Annotated in this window: 20 protein-coding genes; 5 read left to right on the top strand and 15 right to left on the bottom strand. The window is 37.0% G+C overall.

Annotation, left to right across the window (positions count from 1 at the left end):
* Positions 1-337 precede the first annotated feature (337 nt).
* The 3 genes from ACKI2W_RS09880 to ACKI2W_RS09870 are packed head-to-tail and all read left to right on the top strand — an operon-like array spanning position 338 to position 2,015.
* Positions 338-721, top strand: coding sequence for a hypothetical protein (locus ACKI2W_RS09880; RefSeq protein ID WP_407381671.1), 384 nt, complete (start codon positions 338-340; stop codon positions 719-721).
* An 11-nt stretch (positions 722-732) separates the two neighbouring features.
* Positions 733-1,479: a phosphopantothenate/pantothenate synthetase gene (locus ACKI2W_RS09875; protein ID WP_407381669.1), complete on the top strand. Its 747-nt coding sequence runs from the start codon at positions 733-735 to the stop codon at positions 1,477-1,479.
* Complete coding sequence (locus tag ACKI2W_RS09870; protein WP_407381667.1) at positions 1,476-2,015, top strand: AAA family ATPase; 540 nt, start codon at positions 1,476-1,478, stop codon at positions 2,013-2,015. Before ACKI2W_RS09875 ends, ACKI2W_RS09870 begins: the two co-directional genes overlap by 4 nt.
* Here ACKI2W_RS09870 and ACKI2W_RS09865 read toward each other — a convergent pair whose 3' ends face one another.
* From ACKI2W_RS09865 to ACKI2W_RS09845, 5 genes are all read right to left on the bottom strand, one after another.
* The gene (locus ACKI2W_RS09865; RefSeq protein ID WP_407381665.1) at positions 2,016-2,696 is read right to left on the bottom strand and encodes a TIGR00289 family protein; all 681 of its coding nucleotides are present in this window, start codon (positions 2,694-2,696) and stop codon (positions 2,016-2,018) included.
* A 2-nt stretch (positions 2,697-2,698) separates the two neighbouring features.
* Positions 2,699-3,505 (bottom strand): hypothetical protein, encoded by an 807-nt coding sequence (locus ACKI2W_RS09860; RefSeq protein WP_407381663.1) that lies wholly within the window; start codon positions 3,503-3,505, stop codon positions 2,699-2,701.
* A 65-nt stretch (positions 3,506-3,570) separates the two neighbouring features.
* Entirely contained in the window at positions 3,571-4,002 is a 432-nt protein-coding gene (locus ACKI2W_RS09855) for a class III signal peptide-containing protein (protein ID WP_407381661.1), read from the bottom strand.
* Positions 4,003-4,872 carry a prepilin peptidase gene (locus ACKI2W_RS09850; RefSeq protein WP_407381659.1) on the bottom strand — a complete coding sequence of 290 codons (870 nt, stop codon included), beginning with the start codon at positions 4,870-4,872 and terminating at the stop codon, positions 4,003-4,005.
* A gap of 96 nt (positions 4,873-4,968) precedes the next feature.
* Entirely contained in the window at positions 4,969-6,585 is a 1,617-nt protein-coding gene (locus ACKI2W_RS09845; protein ID WP_407381657.1) for a CTP synthase, read from the bottom strand.
* 96 nt (positions 6,586-6,681) lie between these two features.
* On the opposite strand from ACKI2W_RS09845, the gene ACKI2W_RS09840 reads away from it, so the two are divergent.
* Positions 6,682-8,394 (top strand): hypothetical protein, encoded by a 1,713-nt coding sequence (locus ACKI2W_RS09840; protein ID WP_407381655.1) that lies wholly within the window; start codon positions 6,682-6,684, stop codon positions 8,392-8,394.
* Between the two features lie 47 nt (positions 8,395-8,441).
* Positions 8,442-9,179 carry a hypothetical protein gene (locus ACKI2W_RS09835; RefSeq protein ID WP_407381653.1) on the top strand — a complete coding sequence of 246 codons (738 nt, stop codon included), beginning with the start codon at positions 8,442-8,444 and terminating at the stop codon, positions 9,177-9,179.
* A 257-nt stretch (positions 9,180-9,436) separates the two neighbouring features.
* Here the strand turns inward: ACKI2W_RS09835 and ACKI2W_RS09830 are convergent, their stop codons facing one another.
* The 10 genes from ACKI2W_RS09830 to ACKI2W_RS09785 form a co-directional block, all read right to left on the bottom strand.
* Positions 9,437-10,210 carry an alpha/beta hydrolase gene (locus ACKI2W_RS09830; protein WP_407381651.1) on the bottom strand — a complete coding sequence of 258 codons (774 nt, stop codon included), beginning with the start codon at positions 10,208-10,210 and terminating at the stop codon, positions 9,437-9,439.
* 50 nt (positions 10,211-10,260) lie between these two features.
* Positions 10,261-11,616: an MATE family efflux transporter gene (locus tag ACKI2W_RS09825; RefSeq protein ID WP_407381649.1), complete on the bottom strand. Its 1,356-nt coding sequence runs from the start codon at positions 11,614-11,616 to the stop codon at positions 10,261-10,263.
* A gap of 3 nt (positions 11,617-11,619) precedes the next feature.
* Positions 11,620-12,255, bottom strand: coding sequence for a flavodoxin family protein (locus ACKI2W_RS09820; protein WP_407381647.1), 636 nt, complete (start codon positions 12,253-12,255; stop codon positions 11,620-11,622).
* Between the two features lie 14 nt (positions 12,256-12,269).
* Positions 12,270-13,490 (bottom strand): cofactor-independent phosphoglycerate mutase, encoded by a 1,221-nt coding sequence (locus tag ACKI2W_RS09815; RefSeq protein ID WP_407381645.1) that lies wholly within the window; start codon positions 13,488-13,490, stop codon positions 12,270-12,272.
* Between the two features lie 30 nt (positions 13,491-13,520).
* Positions 13,521-14,540 carry a homoserine dehydrogenase gene (locus tag ACKI2W_RS09810; protein WP_407381643.1) on the bottom strand — a complete coding sequence of 340 codons (1,020 nt, stop codon included), beginning with the start codon at positions 14,538-14,540 and terminating at the stop codon, positions 13,521-13,523.
* An 8-nt stretch (positions 14,541-14,548) separates the two neighbouring features.
* The gene (locus tag ACKI2W_RS09805; protein ID WP_407381641.1) at positions 14,549-15,034 is read right to left on the bottom strand and encodes an amino acid-binding protein; all 486 of its coding nucleotides are present in this window, start codon (positions 15,032-15,034) and stop codon (positions 14,549-14,551) included.
* A gap of 21 nt (positions 15,035-15,055) precedes the next feature.
* Positions 15,056-15,268: an Asp-tRNA(Asn) amidotransferase subunit GatC gene (gatC, locus tag ACKI2W_RS09800; RefSeq protein ID WP_292795405.1), complete on the bottom strand. Its 213-nt coding sequence runs from the start codon at positions 15,266-15,268 to the stop codon at positions 15,056-15,058.
* Between the two features lie 71 nt (positions 15,269-15,339).
* Positions 15,340-15,876, bottom strand: coding sequence for an Ig-like domain-containing protein (locus tag ACKI2W_RS09795; protein WP_407381639.1), 537 nt, complete (start codon positions 15,874-15,876; stop codon positions 15,340-15,342).
* Between the two features lie 169 nt (positions 15,877-16,045).
* Entirely contained in the window at positions 16,046-16,753 is a 708-nt protein-coding gene (locus ACKI2W_RS09790; RefSeq protein ID WP_407381637.1) for an ImmA/IrrE family metallo-endopeptidase, read from the bottom strand.
* Positions 16,731-17,087 (bottom strand): helix-turn-helix domain-containing protein, encoded by a 357-nt coding sequence (locus ACKI2W_RS09785; RefSeq protein ID WP_407381635.1) that lies wholly within the window; start codon positions 17,085-17,087, stop codon positions 16,731-16,733. Before ACKI2W_RS09785 ends, ACKI2W_RS09790 begins: the two co-directional genes overlap by 23 nt.
* Positions 17,088-17,219 lie beyond the last annotated feature (132 nt).

Here is a 17,219-nt window from a genome sequence, read left to right as displayed (position 1 = left end):
CATCATTTATTTAATATATAATCGCTCAGTTATAAAAATTGTTAATAAAGTATAATTGAATTTTTATAAAATTTAATCAAGTTTATATATTAAAAGATACAAAGTATTATTTGGCTACGCATAGTAGCTAGAGATGTAGATTAAAACAGCCAAACTTTAAAATTCATTTCTCTAAAAAAAGCTTGTCAAACAAGTGATTAGGTGGGTAATGCCCATTACCTACCTAATATCCCATAAAACCATACTATTTTTATTTAATGACCCCAATAAGAAATTTTTAAATTATTGAGAAAACTATATATTAATTTTTGAACTAATAATATAATGGGGTAAACTTATGGAACTTAAACTGGGAATAATCTACGGGGTTTTAATCTGGATTCTAACATATATAATTTCAAGCATATTCCAGCCTGTAATGATTGAAAATATAGTGTATATTAATATAATAGTTCCCATAAGCATCATTATTGTAGCGGGATTTTTCGGAATCCTTTATATTAGAAACATTAATGAGAATGAGGTTATTGAAGGAATAAAAGTGGGAATCCTATTTATCATCGTAGACATTATATGCGATTTGCTTTTCTTCATTATTCCAAACAATCAAAACGCATTGGTCCTGAATTACCCGCTCCATCTTACTTATATGATAATTATAATGCTGATAATAACCACATTACTTGGTTATCTGGCACAAATGAATATCGAGTTAAAATAAAGAGGAAATCTATGTTATCAAAAGCTCATCCACGTTATGAATCTTTAGTATTAAGAGATAAAATCGTTAAAGCATCAAAAGAAGGTTATCTGGCGGATTCAGCCATGATTGCTCATGGAAGAGGAGAGGCATTTGACTATCTGCTTGGTGAAAAAACCACCCTTCCGGCCAAAAGGGCAATGTATGTGACCGTTGCACTGATGATTCTATCAAAAAACCCTGTGATATCCGTCAACGGAAATACAACTGCACTGGCCATAGAGGAAATCATCGAATTTGCCAGGGAAATAGATGCCAAAATCGAAATCAACCTATTTTACAGAACCGATGAAAGGGTTGACAAAATCGCCAAATTGTATGCGGATCACGGATATCCGGAAATCCTTGGAAGCAATGACGATGAAATAGAATACATCAATGAAATCAAAAATCCTAGAGCATCCGCAAGCAAAAGCGGAATATACAGTGCTGATACAGTATTGGTGCCTCTTGAAGATGGAGACAGGGCGGAAATATTATCCAGAAGCGGAAAAAACATAATCACGATTGATTTGAATCCGCTGTCACGAACATCAAAAATGTCTGATGTGTCCATTGTGGATAACGTAGTGCGTGCAATACCATTTATGACAAAAATAGCCCGTGATTTGAAATCACAGGATGAAAGCCTTTTAAGAGAAATGATTGAAGAATTTGACAATGAAACCAATCTGAAGGAATCATTGGATTTATTTAAAATTAAAGAGGATATAAAATGAGAGTAATGGGAATATCAGGACTGCCTGGTTCTGGAAAAAGCTTTGTTTCTGAAATTGCTGCCGAAAAGGGAGCTATGATTGTGAGTATGGGAGACATCATACGTGAAGAAGCCAAAAAACGTGGCGAATCAACAAAGGAAACTGCTCAAAACTTAAGAAAGGAACATGGCCAGTACATTGTCGCCGAACTGACAGTTGAAAAAATTAAAGAAATTAGAAAAGAAGGATTTGCCTCATCAATCATTGTCGAAGGTATCAGAAGCCCATATGAGGTTAATCTCTTTAAGGAAAGCTTTGAAGACTTTATCATACTCTCAGTTTTTGCAAATCCAGATATACGCTTTGAAAGAATAAAATCAAGACAAAGGGAAGATGACACAACTGACTATGAAACATTCGTATCAAGAGACCAGAGGGAACTGGACTTTGGAATTGGTGATGTTATTTCTCTTTCAAATAAATTACTAATTAATGAAAGTGATTTGGATTCCTATTTAAAACAAATAAATGAATTTTTAGAAGAATATGAAATCTGATCATTTTTCTTCTAAAACCGCTTTTTCAATTACATATAATCCGCTGTCGACATGCCACTGCTTTTTTGCCTGCAATATATTTACCCGTTTATTGAAAATGGGTCCGTCAATTACAAGAGTTTCAGCCTCACCGCCTTCAAAAGCGATGTTTAAACCTACTTTTTCGTTTAATTTAAGCAAATCGTCTATGCATTTGTCATCTATTACACGGCCAAGCCATTTTTCATCAAGGCCATAAGCCGCAACTCCGCTGATTATGACCTCAAAACCAAGTGATACGATTTTTTGCATATAATCAAGCTCATTGACATGCCAGTACGGAGAAATTATTTTCAAACCGCATTCTTCACCCAATTTTTCAATTCTTGATTTTTGATAAACTGAGTAAAGTGCACCGGTATAGATAGCTTCAATGCCCAAAGTTTTCAGTTTTTGAAAACCTCTTTTCAAATCTTCAAGTTCGGCTTCCTTAATTCCATCAGTTTCGATGCTCATGATTGGAATATTCATCGCTTCTGCAAGCAAATCAGTGAGGTGGATGTTGGGAACATGGAACATGTAAGACTCATCATTGGCAGACTTCATTGCCAGCAGATACTTTACATCCTCGCCGCTCTCTAATGCATTGTAAACAGCCATTGTGCTGTCCTTACCACCGGAAAATAAAACTGCAACTTTCATAGCTATCTTTTCTTTTTAGTTCTAAGGAATCTGTCAAATCTTCTTTTTCCGACAACAAATGAATCGAAGAAAAGACCTAAAATTCCGACCACAAGACCAACGCCACCGCAGACCAGGATGAACTCGTTGTTGGACAGCATTGATGAATTTGTGTTGTTTAAACCAGTCTGAACAGAACCGTCAATTGATGAAGCCACAATTCCCTTTGCAAGCAGGGACTCTTCGACCTGATCCAGCGCTGATGAGGATATGACTATTTTGGCATGGATTTGAGCATATGAAATAGGTCCGTCGAAAACCAGCTTATACCAGTCAGCAAATGATTTTAAAGCTTCTGATGAAGAATAATTATCCAATGCAATATAAATGCTTCCATCGGTTTTGTTTACTGTATAGTTTGTGAAATGTGAATCCACATTACCTACAGCATAATTGAAATATTCATACTCCGAATCCGAGAATTTCCACAGAGGTATCGTGATTCCAGTTTCTTCAAAAGACTTAAAACCGTCAATCTGTGACAAGTCGCTTTTCAGTTTATTAATATCTGTTGATGATGAAAGATCCAGATATAAGGTTTCCTCATTTCCGGGCATCATCTTATCGATGGAACTCGTGATTTCAGGCATGTCCGAATAAATCGGGCTTAGGAAAAATGCGCCTCCCAAAGCACCTATAAAAAAAGCAACAACCAATACTAAGGCCATTTCCTTTTTAGGCATGAATGGTCTTAGCATTCCTATTGAAAAAACGAATACCATCAGTATAATAAACAAGACTATATAAATAATAGTAACAATAATATCCATTAAATCCCTCATTTAAATAAGTATGATTAATTATTTAACCAATTACCATTTAAATAAGTTTGTATTTAATATTTTTTATACAAGGTCATTTTCTCTTCACCAATAGGCCATTCAACAATAATTTTATTTTCACCCTTGTCAAGACTGATTCCGCCCGATGCGAAATTTGAATTATGATTCAATGTCAGGGTCTTTGACTTACCGTCGCTCATTTTAACAGAAGCGGAAATGTATGAATTGGTTATCTTAACATAAACAGGCTTGTTAACATCCAGATAAACGGTCTGCCTTGAACCCTGGCCTTCTGCATAAACCTGACTTATTGCACCTGACAGTTTTGAAAGTTCGCCTTTAACGTTAAGTGCATTCGAAACATCACCTGTCCTTTCAATAGCCATCTGCGACAACGGAAGAGTGAAAGCTATTAAAAGGATTAATGAAACCGCAAATATCAGCAGATATTCCAATGAAATTTGTCCTTTATCGTCAATCATCATTTAAATCACAAAAATTATATTTTTTAGAATTATCATTGAGAGATCCCCATAAAAAACTGCGAGAACCAAGCCTAAAAGGATAGACGGGACAAAAGGAAATCCCATCTTAACGGAGATTTTGTTTGATATAATTCTTTGAGCATTCATAATTTTCAGCAGGTACATATCCTTTTTTGTAATGCCTCCTGCAGTTACAGTCTTGAAATAGTATTTTGAAAGCGAATCGTCACTTCTGAAAACTTTCAAGTTAGTGTCCCTGTTGCTTTCAATCAGCTCCCTGACCTGTTCATTGTCAAAGTAGAAATTGTTAACCATCATTCCCTCCTTTAAATCTGAAATGCTGATGTGCTTGTTGAAGCTTGATTCCATCAGCATTTTCAGGCTTTTATAATTGAAAAATCCCTTGAACACTTCAATGTTTTCATCGAAAGCACCATTCTTGATTATCAGATGAATAAACAACACCATTAAAAACGGGAAGGATACCAGAATGCTGTTTACCATTACCGTAAATGAAAAGGGATAGAATGAGAGCACAGGCGAAATGTCCAAAAACGGAATATTTACACCAAATGGTATAACTGAAGAGATGGATGAGAACAGCTTTACATCACCACCACCCCATACATTCAATTGCCATAACAGCAAAGTGATAGTATATGTTATAGACCATGAAATAATTGAGAAGAAAATAAATTTAACGTTACCTGTAATGATTGTCAGAATCAGATTTGATGAAAAACCGAAAGCGAGCAAAAGATTGTTCAGCCTGTTGGGCACGACACCGGTTTTGATATCATAAATGCAGAAAACAACACAGAAAACAATTGTTACCAGAATTTGTATTAAATAAATATTGTCTATAATCATGGTTTAAAATTTCTGGAAAAGGAGTATATTAATTAGTTAGAAATTGAACCGGTTATATTGTACGAGGAGGTTATATTGTATGAAAAAGTAAAAAAATTAATTTTTAGAATGCTCATAAATAGCTTCTAAAAATGATTTAAATAATGGATGTGGCCTGTTAGGTCTGGACTTGAATTCAGGATGGAACTGACATCCGATAGCCCAAGGATGGTTAGGAATTTCAACGATTTCAACAAGGAAATCATCCGGACTAGTACCTGAAATGATAAGGCCTTTATCTTCAAGATCCTGCCTGTAATCATTGTTGAACTCGTATCTGTGCCTGTGGCGCTCTTCGATATCGATTTCACCATAAGCCTCATGAGTTTTGGTACCTTCAATGATTTTACAATCGTAAGAGCCTAAACGCATGGTTCCGCCCATATTCTTGATTTTTTTCTGTTCCTCCATCATGTCGATTACAGGATGAGCAAGATTATCATCGAACTCTGAACTGTTGGCATCAGGATATCCGTTGCGTCTTGCGAACTGGGTGACCATAGACTGCATACCAAGGCAGATACCAAAGAGAGGAACGTTATTTTCAATTGCATAATCGACAGCATCCAATTTTCCTTCGAATCCACGTTCTCCGAATCCTCCAGGAATTAAAATACCGTCAAATCTTTCCATAATGTCCTTATCAAGTTCCTCAACGTCTGAACTCAAATATTCGATGTTTGCCTTGACGCCTATGCTTGCCGCTGCATGCTGGAGGGATTCTCTGATACTGATATATGCATCTTCAAGCTCAACGTATTTTCCGACAATACCTATGGTTACGCTAGGATCCTTAATCTTGAGGGATTCGACAATCTTTGCCCAGTCGTCAAGTTTTGAGGAATCAGGAGTGATGTCCAAACCGATTCTGTTGACGATTAATTTACCTATGTCATTTTCTTCAAGGACGAGAGGCACTTCATAGATTGAACCTGCATCCGGAGTATTTACAACCGCATTGACATCCACGTCACAGAAATGAGCAACCTTAGCCAAAAGAGCATCGTCGATGTGTTCCTGTGATCTGCAGACAATAACATCAGGATTGATACCCATACTTCTCAGTTCCTTTGTGGAATGCTGTGTAGGTTTGGTCTTGAATTCGCCTGCGGCATTAAGGTAAGGTATGAAAGTAACGTGAACAAACATGACATTTGCGGAGCCTTCCTCATTACGCAGCTGTCTCAATGCTTCCAGAAACGGCTGGCTTTCGATGTCCCCGACGGTACCTCCAAGCTCAATTAGAACAACATCATAATCCTTTTTCTCGGAAGTTTCCCTAATCATCTCCTTGATACGGTTAGTGATGTGAGGAATGACCTGTACGCATTCTCCCAAGTATCCTCCTTCCCTTTCTTTTTTTATGACGGATTCATAAACTTTACCTGTGGTAATGTTGGCGAAGCCTTCAAGCTCGACGTCCAAAAATCTTTCATAATGACCTAAATCCAAATCGGTTTCCATACCATCACTTGTAACAAAAACTTCTCCATGCTGATAAGGATTGAGTGTTCCGGAATCCCAGTTTAAATAAGGGTCAATTTTAATAGCTGATACTTTTAAGCCATAAGATCTTAAAATCCTACCCATAGAGGCTGAAGTAATTCCTTTACCTATGGAACTTACTACTCCTCCTGTAATTATAATGTATTTTGTCAGAAAAATCCTCTCCATAATTAAATTTTAATATTATAATTTTTGTTTTTTTAATATATATATAATTTGAATTATAATAAATAGTATTATTAAAATAAAACTGGAGGAAACTCTATGAAAAAGAGAATTATTTTAATGTGCATTTTCATTGTGTTTTTAAGCATTAACCTTGTTAGCGCATATGAACTGGATAATGCGACATCCGATATCCAGACTGCGCAAAACGATAATGCGAATCCCACAATAACAGCAAATGACCTTACAAAATACTACAAAAACGATTCGCAATTCGAAGTTAATGTATATGATGAAAACAGCACTCCCCTGACGGAAGGTTCCGTTGACTTTACAATCAATGGAAACACCTACAAGAGAGTAATCAACAACGGTACTGCAAAGTTGAACATTAATTTAAACCCAGGAGTTTATCAGATAACAAGTAAAAACTGTTATGACAATTCAACCATTAAAAATACCGTTAAAGTACTTACAACTATTTTATCAAGCGATTTGACAAAATACTATAAAAACGAATCTCAATTCTATACGACAATCCTGGACAATCAGGGAAATCCTGAGGCTAATGTTAGCATAAAAATCAACATCAACGGAGTATTCTACAATCGTACAACGAATGAAAACGGTACTGCCAAGCTAAACATTAACCTAAACCCTGCAAACTATGTTCTGACTATTGAACGTGAGGACAATGGCCTGAAAGCATCAAATAAAGTTACGGTTCTTTCAAACCTATTCTGCAGTGACCTAACCAAATACTTTAAAAACGCATCATATGCAACAGCTAGAGTACTGGACAATCAGGGAAACCCTTTAAAGAATGCAGACGTAAGCTTCAACATCAACGGAGTTTTCTACACACGTAAAAGTGACAGCAACGGAATTGTGAAATTGAACATAAACCTGTCACCTGGAGATTATATCTTAACTGCTGAAAATCCAATCAGCACATTAACACAATCCGCCAGAGTCAAAGTATTGCCTAAAATGACAGAAGAAAGTTCATACTTCTGTTATTCACGTAAAAATACCTATGACGTGAAATTGCTTAATGACGTTGGAAACCCTGATGTCGGAACCATCGTTAACTTCAACATCAACGGTCAAATATTTAAAGTGAAAACCGATTCCCAGGGAATGGCAAAATGCCCATTGAACTTCCTGAAAAACGGAGCATACACAATTACCGCAGACTATGACGGAAACCTTGTTTCAAACAGGATAAACATCGGTCCGGGTTCAGTCAGCGTCATAAGAAATATCGGTAATCCGCAATCCAAGAAAATAGCTTATGTTGTTGGAGTTCACCCACTGGAACATGAAACCCACGACACCCTTGTAAAAATCTTGCCTACAATTCCTGGATTCAATTACTGCTATGACATTTATGTAATCAATGTAGTTGAAAACGTCGGTTATTACGGAGACGGAGCAGGAGACAACAGTCCTGGAAGACAAAACGGACAAAATCTTGCATACAATTACGTATATCCTCAAATCGTTAACGGAGGATACAAGTTAGCTATTGATATTCACTCCAATGTCGGCGCATACCCATACAGAACATTCGTATTCAGCCCTGTTACCGGAGGATTAGGTGAACAGTACGGAAGAACAGTTGCAAAAAGCTGTGCAAATATAGTCTACTACCAGTTAGGTCACACCACAAGCGGACCATACCTGACAATTCCATTGAACAACCATGGAGTTCCTGCATTCTACCTTGAGGAATACAGCTTTGCAAGCCAGGCCGTAAAAGACGCACACATGTTGCAACTCATCTACGCAGTTGACGGATTGAAATTATAAACTAAGATTTAATTATCTTATTTTTTCTTATTTTTTTAGGAGATAACATGTCTAAAAGGAATTATATTATAATTGCAATATTGATTATTATATTGGGCGTTGGAATAGTTGCCTTAAATGAAAGCAAACTGTTGAATACAGAAAATGCCGGACAGGCCCCTGAGGCTTCAGCCATTTCACGTGAAGTAATTGCAAACTCAACTGACGATCCCGGTTCCGTTGAGGTAATAAGAAACGTCGGAAATCCAAGCGGTGAAAAAATAGCTTATGTGGTTGGAGTTCATCCTCTTGAGCACGAAACCCATGAAACTTTAGTGAAACTATTGCCAACAGTTAATGACCTGAACTACTGCTATGACATTTATATAATTAATGTGACCGAAGATGTGGGTTATTATGGTGACGGAGCATCAGACAACAGCCAGGGAAGGCAGAACGGACAGAATCTGGCATACAAATATGTATATCCTGAAATTGCTAACGGCAGCTATAAGGCAGCAGTCGATGTGCACTCAAACGTAGGCGCATATCCATACCAGACATTTGTTTTCAGCCCGATTCTGGGAGGATCCGGTGAGAAATGTGCAGTTGACGTTGCAAGCAAATGCGAAAACATCAGCTATTACACGCCGGAATCAACAACCAGCGGACCATTTTTAACCGAACCTTTAAACAACAACGGAATCCCTGCATTCTACTTCGAGGAATACAGCTTTGCAAACCAAAGCGTGAAAGACATGCACATGATGGAACTTATCAGAGCTGTCGACGGATTGAAATTTTAAGTGAGATTTTTAATCTTACTTCTTTTTTTCTTTAGAAATTTTACTTTTTGAAATATATATACTTTAAAAGATTAATAGAATGAATATAACTCCCAATTATCAAAAATAATAATTTTTAAATAATTGAAAAATAATAATAAAATATAAGGAGAATTACCTCCCTGAATTTTTAATCAAAAAATTCATTGGTGATGATTTAATCAATGTTTTTGCTGGAATGTGAAGTTTTACTTCACAAAAAACATTGATGACTAATTTTACAAAGTTTTAACAAATTCTTTAATATATTTATCACAGAATTCCCATGTATGCTCGCCTTCATCGCCGACAAAAGTAGCATCAACATTATTAGAATTCAGAAACCTGTAAAAATCAGCATTCTTTTCAAACAGAAAGTCATCTATTCCACAGGCCATATATATTTCAGGAATATCTGGGCAATTTTCAATCAGATGTTTTGGATCCTTATCAGAACCCTTAACCTCATCCAGATTGCCGAAAACTGACTCGTAAAACTTTCCGGAATACAACACATTGGAATTATCTCCATAATTGACAATGTCATCAGTTATCAGTGCTGCGGAAATCATTCCTATTTTAGAGAAGTTCTGGCAATATTTCAATCCGTTTCTGATGGCACCGTATCCTCCCATTGAAAATCCTGCAATGAACGTATCTTCCCGTTTATCTGATAATGGGAAAATGTTTCTTGTTATATCCAGCAGTTCCTGACCGACATATTCTCCAAAAAGCCTGTGTGAATTATAATCATCCAGATAAAAGCTGTTTTCTCCGCAGGGTATTACTACAGCTATTCCATGGTCTTCTGCAAATTTCTGTATTGAGGTGTTTGCAAGGAAAATGTCATCACTTCCATAAAGGCCATGGAGCAGATATAATGTCCTGTAAGGCTTTTCAACAATTTCTTCAGTGTCATTTAAAAAATGCAGATTGTCTGCAGGCAGTATCACACTTATTGATGTTCTTCTCTGCAGGCTTTTGCACTTGATGTCTCCTCTAAACAGTACCATTTTAATCACTTATTAATATTATCAAATTTCTATCTAATTAATTATGCTTTCTAGACTGCCCTATATTGCGTCCATTTATCCGAAAAGTACCTGTAAACATAGAGTCCTGCCCTTACGTACCAGTCAATGAACATTGCTATCCATGTTCCAAATACTCCAACACCCATCCAGTCCGCTATGATGTATGATAATCCGATTCTGCATGTAAACATTACTGCAAGGCTTATGTACATCACTGATTTTGAATCCCCCGCTCCCCTAAACATTGCAGGCAGCGTGAATGATATAGGCCAGATGATTATTGCAAATATGCCGTGCCATATTACCATTTCAGTTGTCATTGCAGCAGTCTGCGGGGAGAGCTGATATATCTCCAGAATTAACGGTAATAAAGCAAAGATTGCGATGTTAATCAGCAGATGTGACAGAAATACAATCAATATTATCTTTTTATTGTAGTATCTTACCTGCTCATAGTCGTTTGCCCCGACACATCTTGAAATTACTGCTGTAAATCCCAGATTGATTGCAAAACCCGGCAGCACGGAAAATATTCCTATTGCATAGCCTACTGAGTTTGCAGCTATTGCCATTGTCCCGAATGTTGAAACAAGACTTAAAACCAGTATACGTCCGAGCTGGAAGAGTCCGTTTTCTATTCCATATGGGATTCCCACATTCAGAACGTTTTTAAGTATCAGCCAGTCGAATTTATGTTTAAGGGTTCTTTTTATGTGGAGAATGTAGCTTTCATCCAGAACAAAATACAAAATCACTATTGCCGAGAGAAAACGTGAGATGACCGTTGGAATGGCTACACCTTCAACTCCCCAGCCCAAATAGTAGATACAGAATGCATTTCCCAAAACATTCAGCACATCACAGACAAGCATTATTTTCATTGGAAGTGATGCGTTGTTTGTCGTTCTAAAGATTGCCGCTCCCGCATTATATATTGCAATGAAGGGGATTGAAACTGCAACTATCAACAGATATATGTCTGCATTGGTCCACACGTCGGCTTCAATCTGGCCGAACAGCACTCCAATAAGCAATGATCTTGCAAAAAGAACTATCAGCATAAAAACAGTTGATGAAATAGCTGAAAACCATACTAACTGATTGGAAGCGTTACGGGCTTCATCAATCCTATTGTCACCTAAATATTGTCCGGCAATTACAGCACCACCCGTTGCCAGAGCCGAAAAAGAAAAAATAAGCAGCTGCATTAAAAAATCGACTAGGGAAACTCCGCTTATGGCCGCTTCACCCAGAGATGCAACCATTATGGAGTCTGCCAGTCCTACAAAAAATTCCAAAGCCTGTTCTATAAGCAATGGTAAAAACAGGTAGAACAGAGCCCTGTTTGAAAACAGATAACCTTCAGGAGTCTTGAAAAGATTCATTTTTTATCTTATGAAGTTTGTGGCTACTTTCGGTTCAACCTCATGTTCGAGACCTTTTTCCTTACCTGCTTCGATACATTTGAGGAAGTATGCCATGTTTCTTGCAAGCTGTCTCATTGTGCATAGTCCCTCTTCATCCTGGAGAACCTCTTCGGGAGTGTTTCCGTGAACCATGTTCCAGTAGTATGAAGTGATAATCGGCATCTGGCTGATTCCCATGAACTTATTTAACTGGTCATAGGTTGCAGTATTTCCCCCTCTTCTTGCAGACACGATACTTGCTGCAGGCTTGAACCTGAAGGCTTCGCCTCCTGTTGACTGTGAATTGGAGTAGAATGCCCTTCCGAGAAATGTTGTGATTCCTCCGGTTGCTGCCGCATAATGCACAGGTGAACCGAATATGAATCCGTCAGCATCATATGCCTTTTTGACAAACTCGTTTACTTTATCATTGTCAAATGCACATTCTCCAATTTCCCTGCATTTATAGCATGCAATACAGCTCATCTGAGGTTTTGTTCCGATCCAGAATATTTCGGTTTCAATGTCATTTTCATTTAATATCTTAGCCACTTCGGACAATGCCGTGTATGTGCATCCGTTTTTGTGGGGACTTCCGTTTAACAATAATACTTTCATATTAACTACTCTCCCTAAAATTCATTGATTAATCTTGACATTAATTTATATCCGTCCTGCTTTTCGATTGAGCCGGTTTTTACGCCCTGCTCATCAAATGATGTGCACTCATCACCAGTCTTGTCTGATGCATAGACAACTAAAGGAACATCGTCACGGGTATGGGTTCCGATAGATATTGGTGTCGGATGGTCAGGCAATATTGCCGCCTTAAACTCAGTGCCTTCAAGGCTTTCTATAATCGGGCCGACGATGAACTCGTCAATTCTCTCGATTGCCTTTACCTTTTCATCTATCAGCTGAGCGTGTCCGGCCTCATCAGGTGCTTCAATGTGAATAAATAATACATCATGAGTCTTTAAGGCTTCGATTCCATATTCCCCTTTTGCCTTATAGTCAGTGTCGAAAAATCCTGTGGCTCCAGGAACTTCAATCACATCGAGATTGGCAAATATTCCTATTCCCTTAAGCAAGTCGACACCGGTAATTACGGCACCTGTAAGTCCGTAGGTTTCCTTAAAGTCAGGTAAGGCCGGAGTCAGGCCCTGTCCCCATAGCCATACCATGTTTGCAGGACATTTTCCTTCAGCAATTCTTTTCTGATTGATTTCATGGTCTTTAAGTACTTCCTGGGTTTCATACATGATGTCTCTCATCTTAACTGCCAGCTCGTCATCCCATGATGTGTATTCACTTAGGTTTTCACCTGCAATGTCATGTGGTGGCACCATGTCGAGATTTGCCAGAAGCTCGGCATCCTCATCACTGTCACATGAGTATACAAATAAATGCCTGTAGCTTATACCAGAATAGAACTTGCCCCTGAAGTTTTCATATTTTTCATTGAAATAATCATTTAATGCATCCATCAGAACGGCAGCCTCTTCGGAGGTAATGTGGTCTGCATTGAAGTTGTGCATCGTGTCATCCTTTTCGGTTATTGTGTTGCATCTGAAAATCACGTCGGTCGGCGTTGTTTCAATGCCTACGCTTCCGGCTTCAAGAGGTCCCCTTCCAGTGTAGAAATCGGCAGGATTGTATCCGAAAATGCTCATATTTGCAACGTCAGAGCCCGGAGTGTATCCGTCAGGAACATTGTTTGTAAATCCGCCAAATCCGTTTTTGGCCAATTTATCAATGTTTGGTGTTTTTGCTGCTTGAAGTGGAGTTTTACCGTCTAGTTCGTCAATCGGAAGGTCGCTTGACCCATCCGGGATAAAAATTACATATTTCATATTATCTAGTCCAAAAAAAGAATAAAAAAATTAGTATTTAGTTTTTAAAATACTAATTACGTCAGTCAACATCGCAGATGCGGTTTCAAGAGAACCTGCACCAAGTCCCATTACAGTAACGTCTCCGGCCAGGTCTGTCTTGATTGTAGCCATGTTCAGGGTACCTCCAACATCATAGGAGCTTCCTTTTTTGACAAGACGTGGAGATACTTTTAAGGTTTCCGGTGACACTTCAGCTATTAATTTGATTAAATAACCGTCTTTGCGGGCAAGCTCGATTGCCTCTGAAGTGATGTTGGAAATACCTTCAACAATAACATCATCATATGTAGCATCAATTCCCAAAAGTGAATTTGCAAGAATTACAGTTTTACAGGCCGCATCAATACCTTCAACATCCTGGGTCGGGTCAGTTTCGGCAATACCCAACTCCTGAGATTCCTTCAATGTAATGTCATAAGGAGAACCTTCAGACGCCATCCTTGACAGGATGTAGTTTGTAGTACCGTTTAAAATACCTACAATTGATTTGATGCCGCAGGACGCAAGTGTCTCACGAGTAAAGTTAATAATCGGCATTGCTCCGCCAACACTGGCTTCATACTTAAATTCAACACCTTTGTCTTTAGCTGTTTCAGTCACTTCCTTGAATTTAAGAGCCAAATGTCCTTTATTGGATGTTACAACATCTTTTCCCTGATCAAATGCCTTTAATGTCAATGACAATGCAGGTTCAGCAGTTGAAATATTGGTAGGAGTTGCTTCCATCAGCAAATCATATTCAACAGCATCCAGAACGTCAAGGCCTGAAATGTTAGTACCGTCGTTTGGATAAGCAGTTAAGTTACCTTCACTGTTTTTGCTGTGAATAAGCAGCATTTCATCTAAACCGTCCTGATTAATAGCAGAGGAAGATGAATCAGCAGCAGCTACAACTTTCAATTGTACGCCACACTTATCTTTTATCATAGCCTTTTTTAATGCGATAGCTTGGGCAAATCCCTGACCTACTGATCCGAATCCCATTATAATAATTCTACATTCATTCATAATAATCCCTAAACCTCATTAATCATAACTAATTCTTTATCTTCACAGATTTTTTCAATCTCATCAAATGCAAACTGTTTCTTTCCATAAGCCACTTCAAGATTGATTAATGCAGTTGATTTCTTCTCGCCGTCAAGTTTGATATCGAATCCGACCACATAAACGCCGTCCAATGCATTAATCCTATCGGTAGTGTCCCTTACATCCCTGTCGACGATATGGCCGATTAAAATAGTGCTGACCAATTCCTTATTGATGACACCGTCCTTTTCAATTATGGAAATATTCAAATCATCAAATCTCTGAATTACACGATTGAGACTGTCCTGTTCGCCTTCCAAAGTAAGCTGAACCGGAATTTTACCGTTTTCATTTTTAGCATCTCTCTTATGGATTACAGTAACCAAATTAGCACCAAGACCGCTGATCGGTTCCAGTACGGAAACCAGCTGACCAGGAACATCCAAAAGTTCAAGAACCAAATTCATTCTCATATTACTCACCTTTAATTATATCTAAATCCAATCAGCCTTCTTAACCTTAAGATTGCCGTCCTTGTCAATATGTGCATTTCTTAAGATTTTTTCAGGGTTTTTCTCATGAGGCACGTCTTCACGAGTTAAGTTTAAGTTATCAGTAATATACCAGGTTTCTTCAGAATCCGGAATATTTTCCAAAGTCTTTGAAAATTCTTCTATTATCTTTTCTGCATCTTTTTCAATTGACATAAAATTATGACTCCTACATCAGTAAATAATATCTATATTTTTGTTGTTTGATATTAATAAATTTAAAGATTTCATCCGGTCTCTTCAGCCGGGGCATCGGAACTCTGCTGAGCATCAGAGGTACTGGTACTTCCGCCATAGTAATCATAGTAATAGTAATCATAATCCTCATAGCCCTCGTCATATGCCACTTCCTCCTCAACGGCCTCATCGACATATAAATCAATGACATTCAGATTACGGGTTAGGCTGGAAGCATTGAACTCACTGTTGCCCTCAAAAGTAATGTTTACGCTGTATTCACCTTCAGAGACATTAGTTAAATTAAGTGAAGCTACACCGTCACTGCCTGTTTTGACGCTTTGGCGGGTCACCAATGTACCGTTTTTATCGTATATGGCGATGTCGACATTCTCGCCGGCTATCGGATTGTTGCTCAAATCAGTTAACTTGACTATTACAGAATCGTTTGTGTAAATTGTATTGTTATTTAAAATCTTTATTGTTGAATCTTGCTTTGAAACAGAATGATCAGTAAATAGTGCACTGGCAGCTACAATAACAAGTAAAACAACCACCAGCAAAATAATTATCCTACTATACTTCAAGAAATCACCCCCATATCATCATACATATTTATAATTAAAAAAGTATATAAAATTAAGGATTTGATTTAAAAAAAGAAAAAAATGAAGATTTTGAAGTCTAAATATTAAAAAAAGGACTCTTAACAAATATAAATAAATATTTTATTTTTTTTATAGGATTTCATAAAATCTATAACCCATAAATAATGTCGTGACGGAAAACCGAAGATAAGATATCACGCTTTTTTCCTTTAGATATCTTTTCATCACAATATATCTTTTCAGTCAGAGGAATTATTTTACCCAAAGAAAAAAATTCGTGCTTTTCATCAGATTTCATATATAAATCCACATCATAACCCATTAATGTGGCTTTTTTAACAATATCTATTTTAAATTCTCTAAATTCTTCATCAGTTATCAAATTATCTGATTTTAATCTGTCCAGAAATACATTATGACTTATCTGGTAATATTGTTCGCACCGGATGATATCCTCAATTGACCATTTTTCAATATTGTTAACGCTCATGAAATCATATAATGCATATTCAGGCATCAGCAGTCCTGAAGCAAACTCATTGGCAAGATTTTCATCCCCAGACTTATTATTAAACTCACACATTCCAAAATTTTTTCCATCATACAACAGATGATATATCTCATGAGCTATCGTGAAATTCTGTCTGCCTTTTGAATGATTAGAATTGATTAAAATTAAAGAGTTATTCTCATTTTTATAACAGCAACCTCCGAAATTTTCCTTTAAAGGCATCCATATCAATGTCAAATTATCAATTTTATCAATAGCTGTTTGAAGCAAGTTTATTGGAGTGTAACAGTCAAAGCCCCATTTCTTTCTCAATTCAACAACTTTAATTTGTGTCAATCTGTCCATCATAAACACCACTATCCAAATCATTTAAAAGATTTAAATGCATCATCACTTCATTAACCTTTGCAATAGCATTTAAATCCATATTAGAATTATTTTCTACAACAATAACATTATCAACATCATAATCATCACTTATTCCCAACAGGTATTCATGAGAACAGGCATAGAGATTACATATCTTATTTGCCAGCGTTAAGTTCAAGGTTCTTTTTCCATTTTCTATTTTGGAAAAATTACTTTGATCAATCTCCAAATAATCTGCCAATTGTTTTTGTGTAAAATTATGAAGTTTCCTTAATTTTTTCAATCTAATGCAGGTTATATTGTTATCCATCAGCTTCACCTAAATACTATTATGACCTTAAAAGTTATTAAAGTTTATTATCTATTAAGGTCATTTCAAGAAATTTAAAAATTAAAAATAATAAAAATTAAGTCAAAACTAAAGTAAATTAATAAAATAAAT

Source organism: Methanobrevibacter sp., assembly GCF_045603845.1.
Classification (GTDB): Archaea; Methanobacteriota; Methanobacteria; order Methanobacteriales; family Methanobacteriaceae; genus Methanocatella.
Note: the sequence above shows the minus strand (reverse complement) of the source record. Positions and strands in the feature narration are given on the sequence as shown.

Bases quoted from the DNA above. Each gene is read 5' to 3' on its own strand.
- ACKI2W_RS09880 (WP_407381671.1), top strand. From the start codon at position 338: ATGGAACTTAAACTGGGAATAATCTACGGGGTTTTAATCTGGATTCTA.
- ACKI2W_RS09875 (WP_407381669.1), top strand. From the start codon at position 733: ATGTTATCAAAAGCTCATCCACGTTATGAATCTTTAGTATTAAGAGAT.
- ACKI2W_RS09870 (WP_407381667.1), top strand. From the start codon at position 1,476: ATGAGAGTAATGGGAATATCAGGACTGCCTGGTTCTGGAAAAAGCTTT.
- ACKI2W_RS09865 (WP_407381665.1), bottom strand. From the start codon at position 2,696: ATGAAAGTTGCAGTTTTATTTTCCGGTGGTAAGGACAGCACAATGGCT.
- ACKI2W_RS09860 (WP_407381663.1), bottom strand. From the start codon at position 3,505: ATGGATATTATTGTTACTATTATTTATATAGTCTTGTTTATTATACTG.
- ACKI2W_RS09855 (WP_407381661.1), bottom strand. From the start codon at position 4,002: ATGATGATTGACGATAAAGGACAAATTTCATTGGAATATCTGCTGATA.
- ACKI2W_RS09850 (WP_407381659.1), bottom strand. From the start codon at position 4,872: ATGATTATAGACAATATTTATTTAATACAAATTCTGGTAACAATTGTT.
- ACKI2W_RS09845 (WP_407381657.1), bottom strand. From the start codon at position 6,585: ATGGAGAGGATTTTTCTGACAAAATACATTATAATTACAGGAGGAGTA.
- ACKI2W_RS09840 (WP_407381655.1), top strand. From the start codon at position 6,682: ATGAAAAAGAGAATTATTTTAATGTGCATTTTCATTGTGTTTTTAAGC.
- ACKI2W_RS09835 (WP_407381653.1), top strand. From the start codon at position 8,442: ATGTCTAAAAGGAATTATATTATAATTGCAATATTGATTATTATATTG.
- ACKI2W_RS09830 (WP_407381651.1), bottom strand. From the start codon at position 10,210: ATGGTACTGTTTAGAGGAGACATCAAGTGCAAAAGCCTGCAGAGAAGA.
- ACKI2W_RS09825 (WP_407381649.1), bottom strand. From the start codon at position 11,616: ATGAATCTTTTCAAGACTCCTGAAGGTTATCTGTTTTCAAACAGGGCT.
- ACKI2W_RS09820 (WP_407381647.1), bottom strand. From the start codon at position 12,255: ATGAAAGTATTATTGTTAAACGGAAGTCCCCACAAAAACGGATGCACA.
- ACKI2W_RS09815 (WP_407381645.1), bottom strand. From the start codon at position 13,490: ATGAAATATGTAATTTTTATCCCGGATGGGTCAAGCGACCTTCCGATT.
- ACKI2W_RS09810 (WP_407381643.1), bottom strand. From the start codon at position 14,540: ATGAATGAATGTAGAATTATTATAATGGGATTCGGATCAGTAGGTCAG.
- ACKI2W_RS09805 (WP_407381641.1), bottom strand. From the start codon at position 15,034: ATGAGAATGAATTTGGTTCTTGAACTTTTGGATGTTCCTGGTCAGCTG.
- gatC (WP_292795405.1), bottom strand. From the start codon at position 15,268: ATGTCAATTGAAAAAGATGCAGAAAAGATAATAGAAGAATTTTCAAAG.
- ACKI2W_RS09790 (WP_407381637.1), bottom strand. From the start codon at position 16,753: ATGGACAGATTGACACAAATTAAAGTTGTTGAATTGAGAAAGAAATGG.
- ACKI2W_RS09785 (WP_407381635.1), bottom strand. From the start codon at position 17,087: ATGGATAACAATATAACCTGCATTAGATTGAAAAAATTAAGGAAACTT.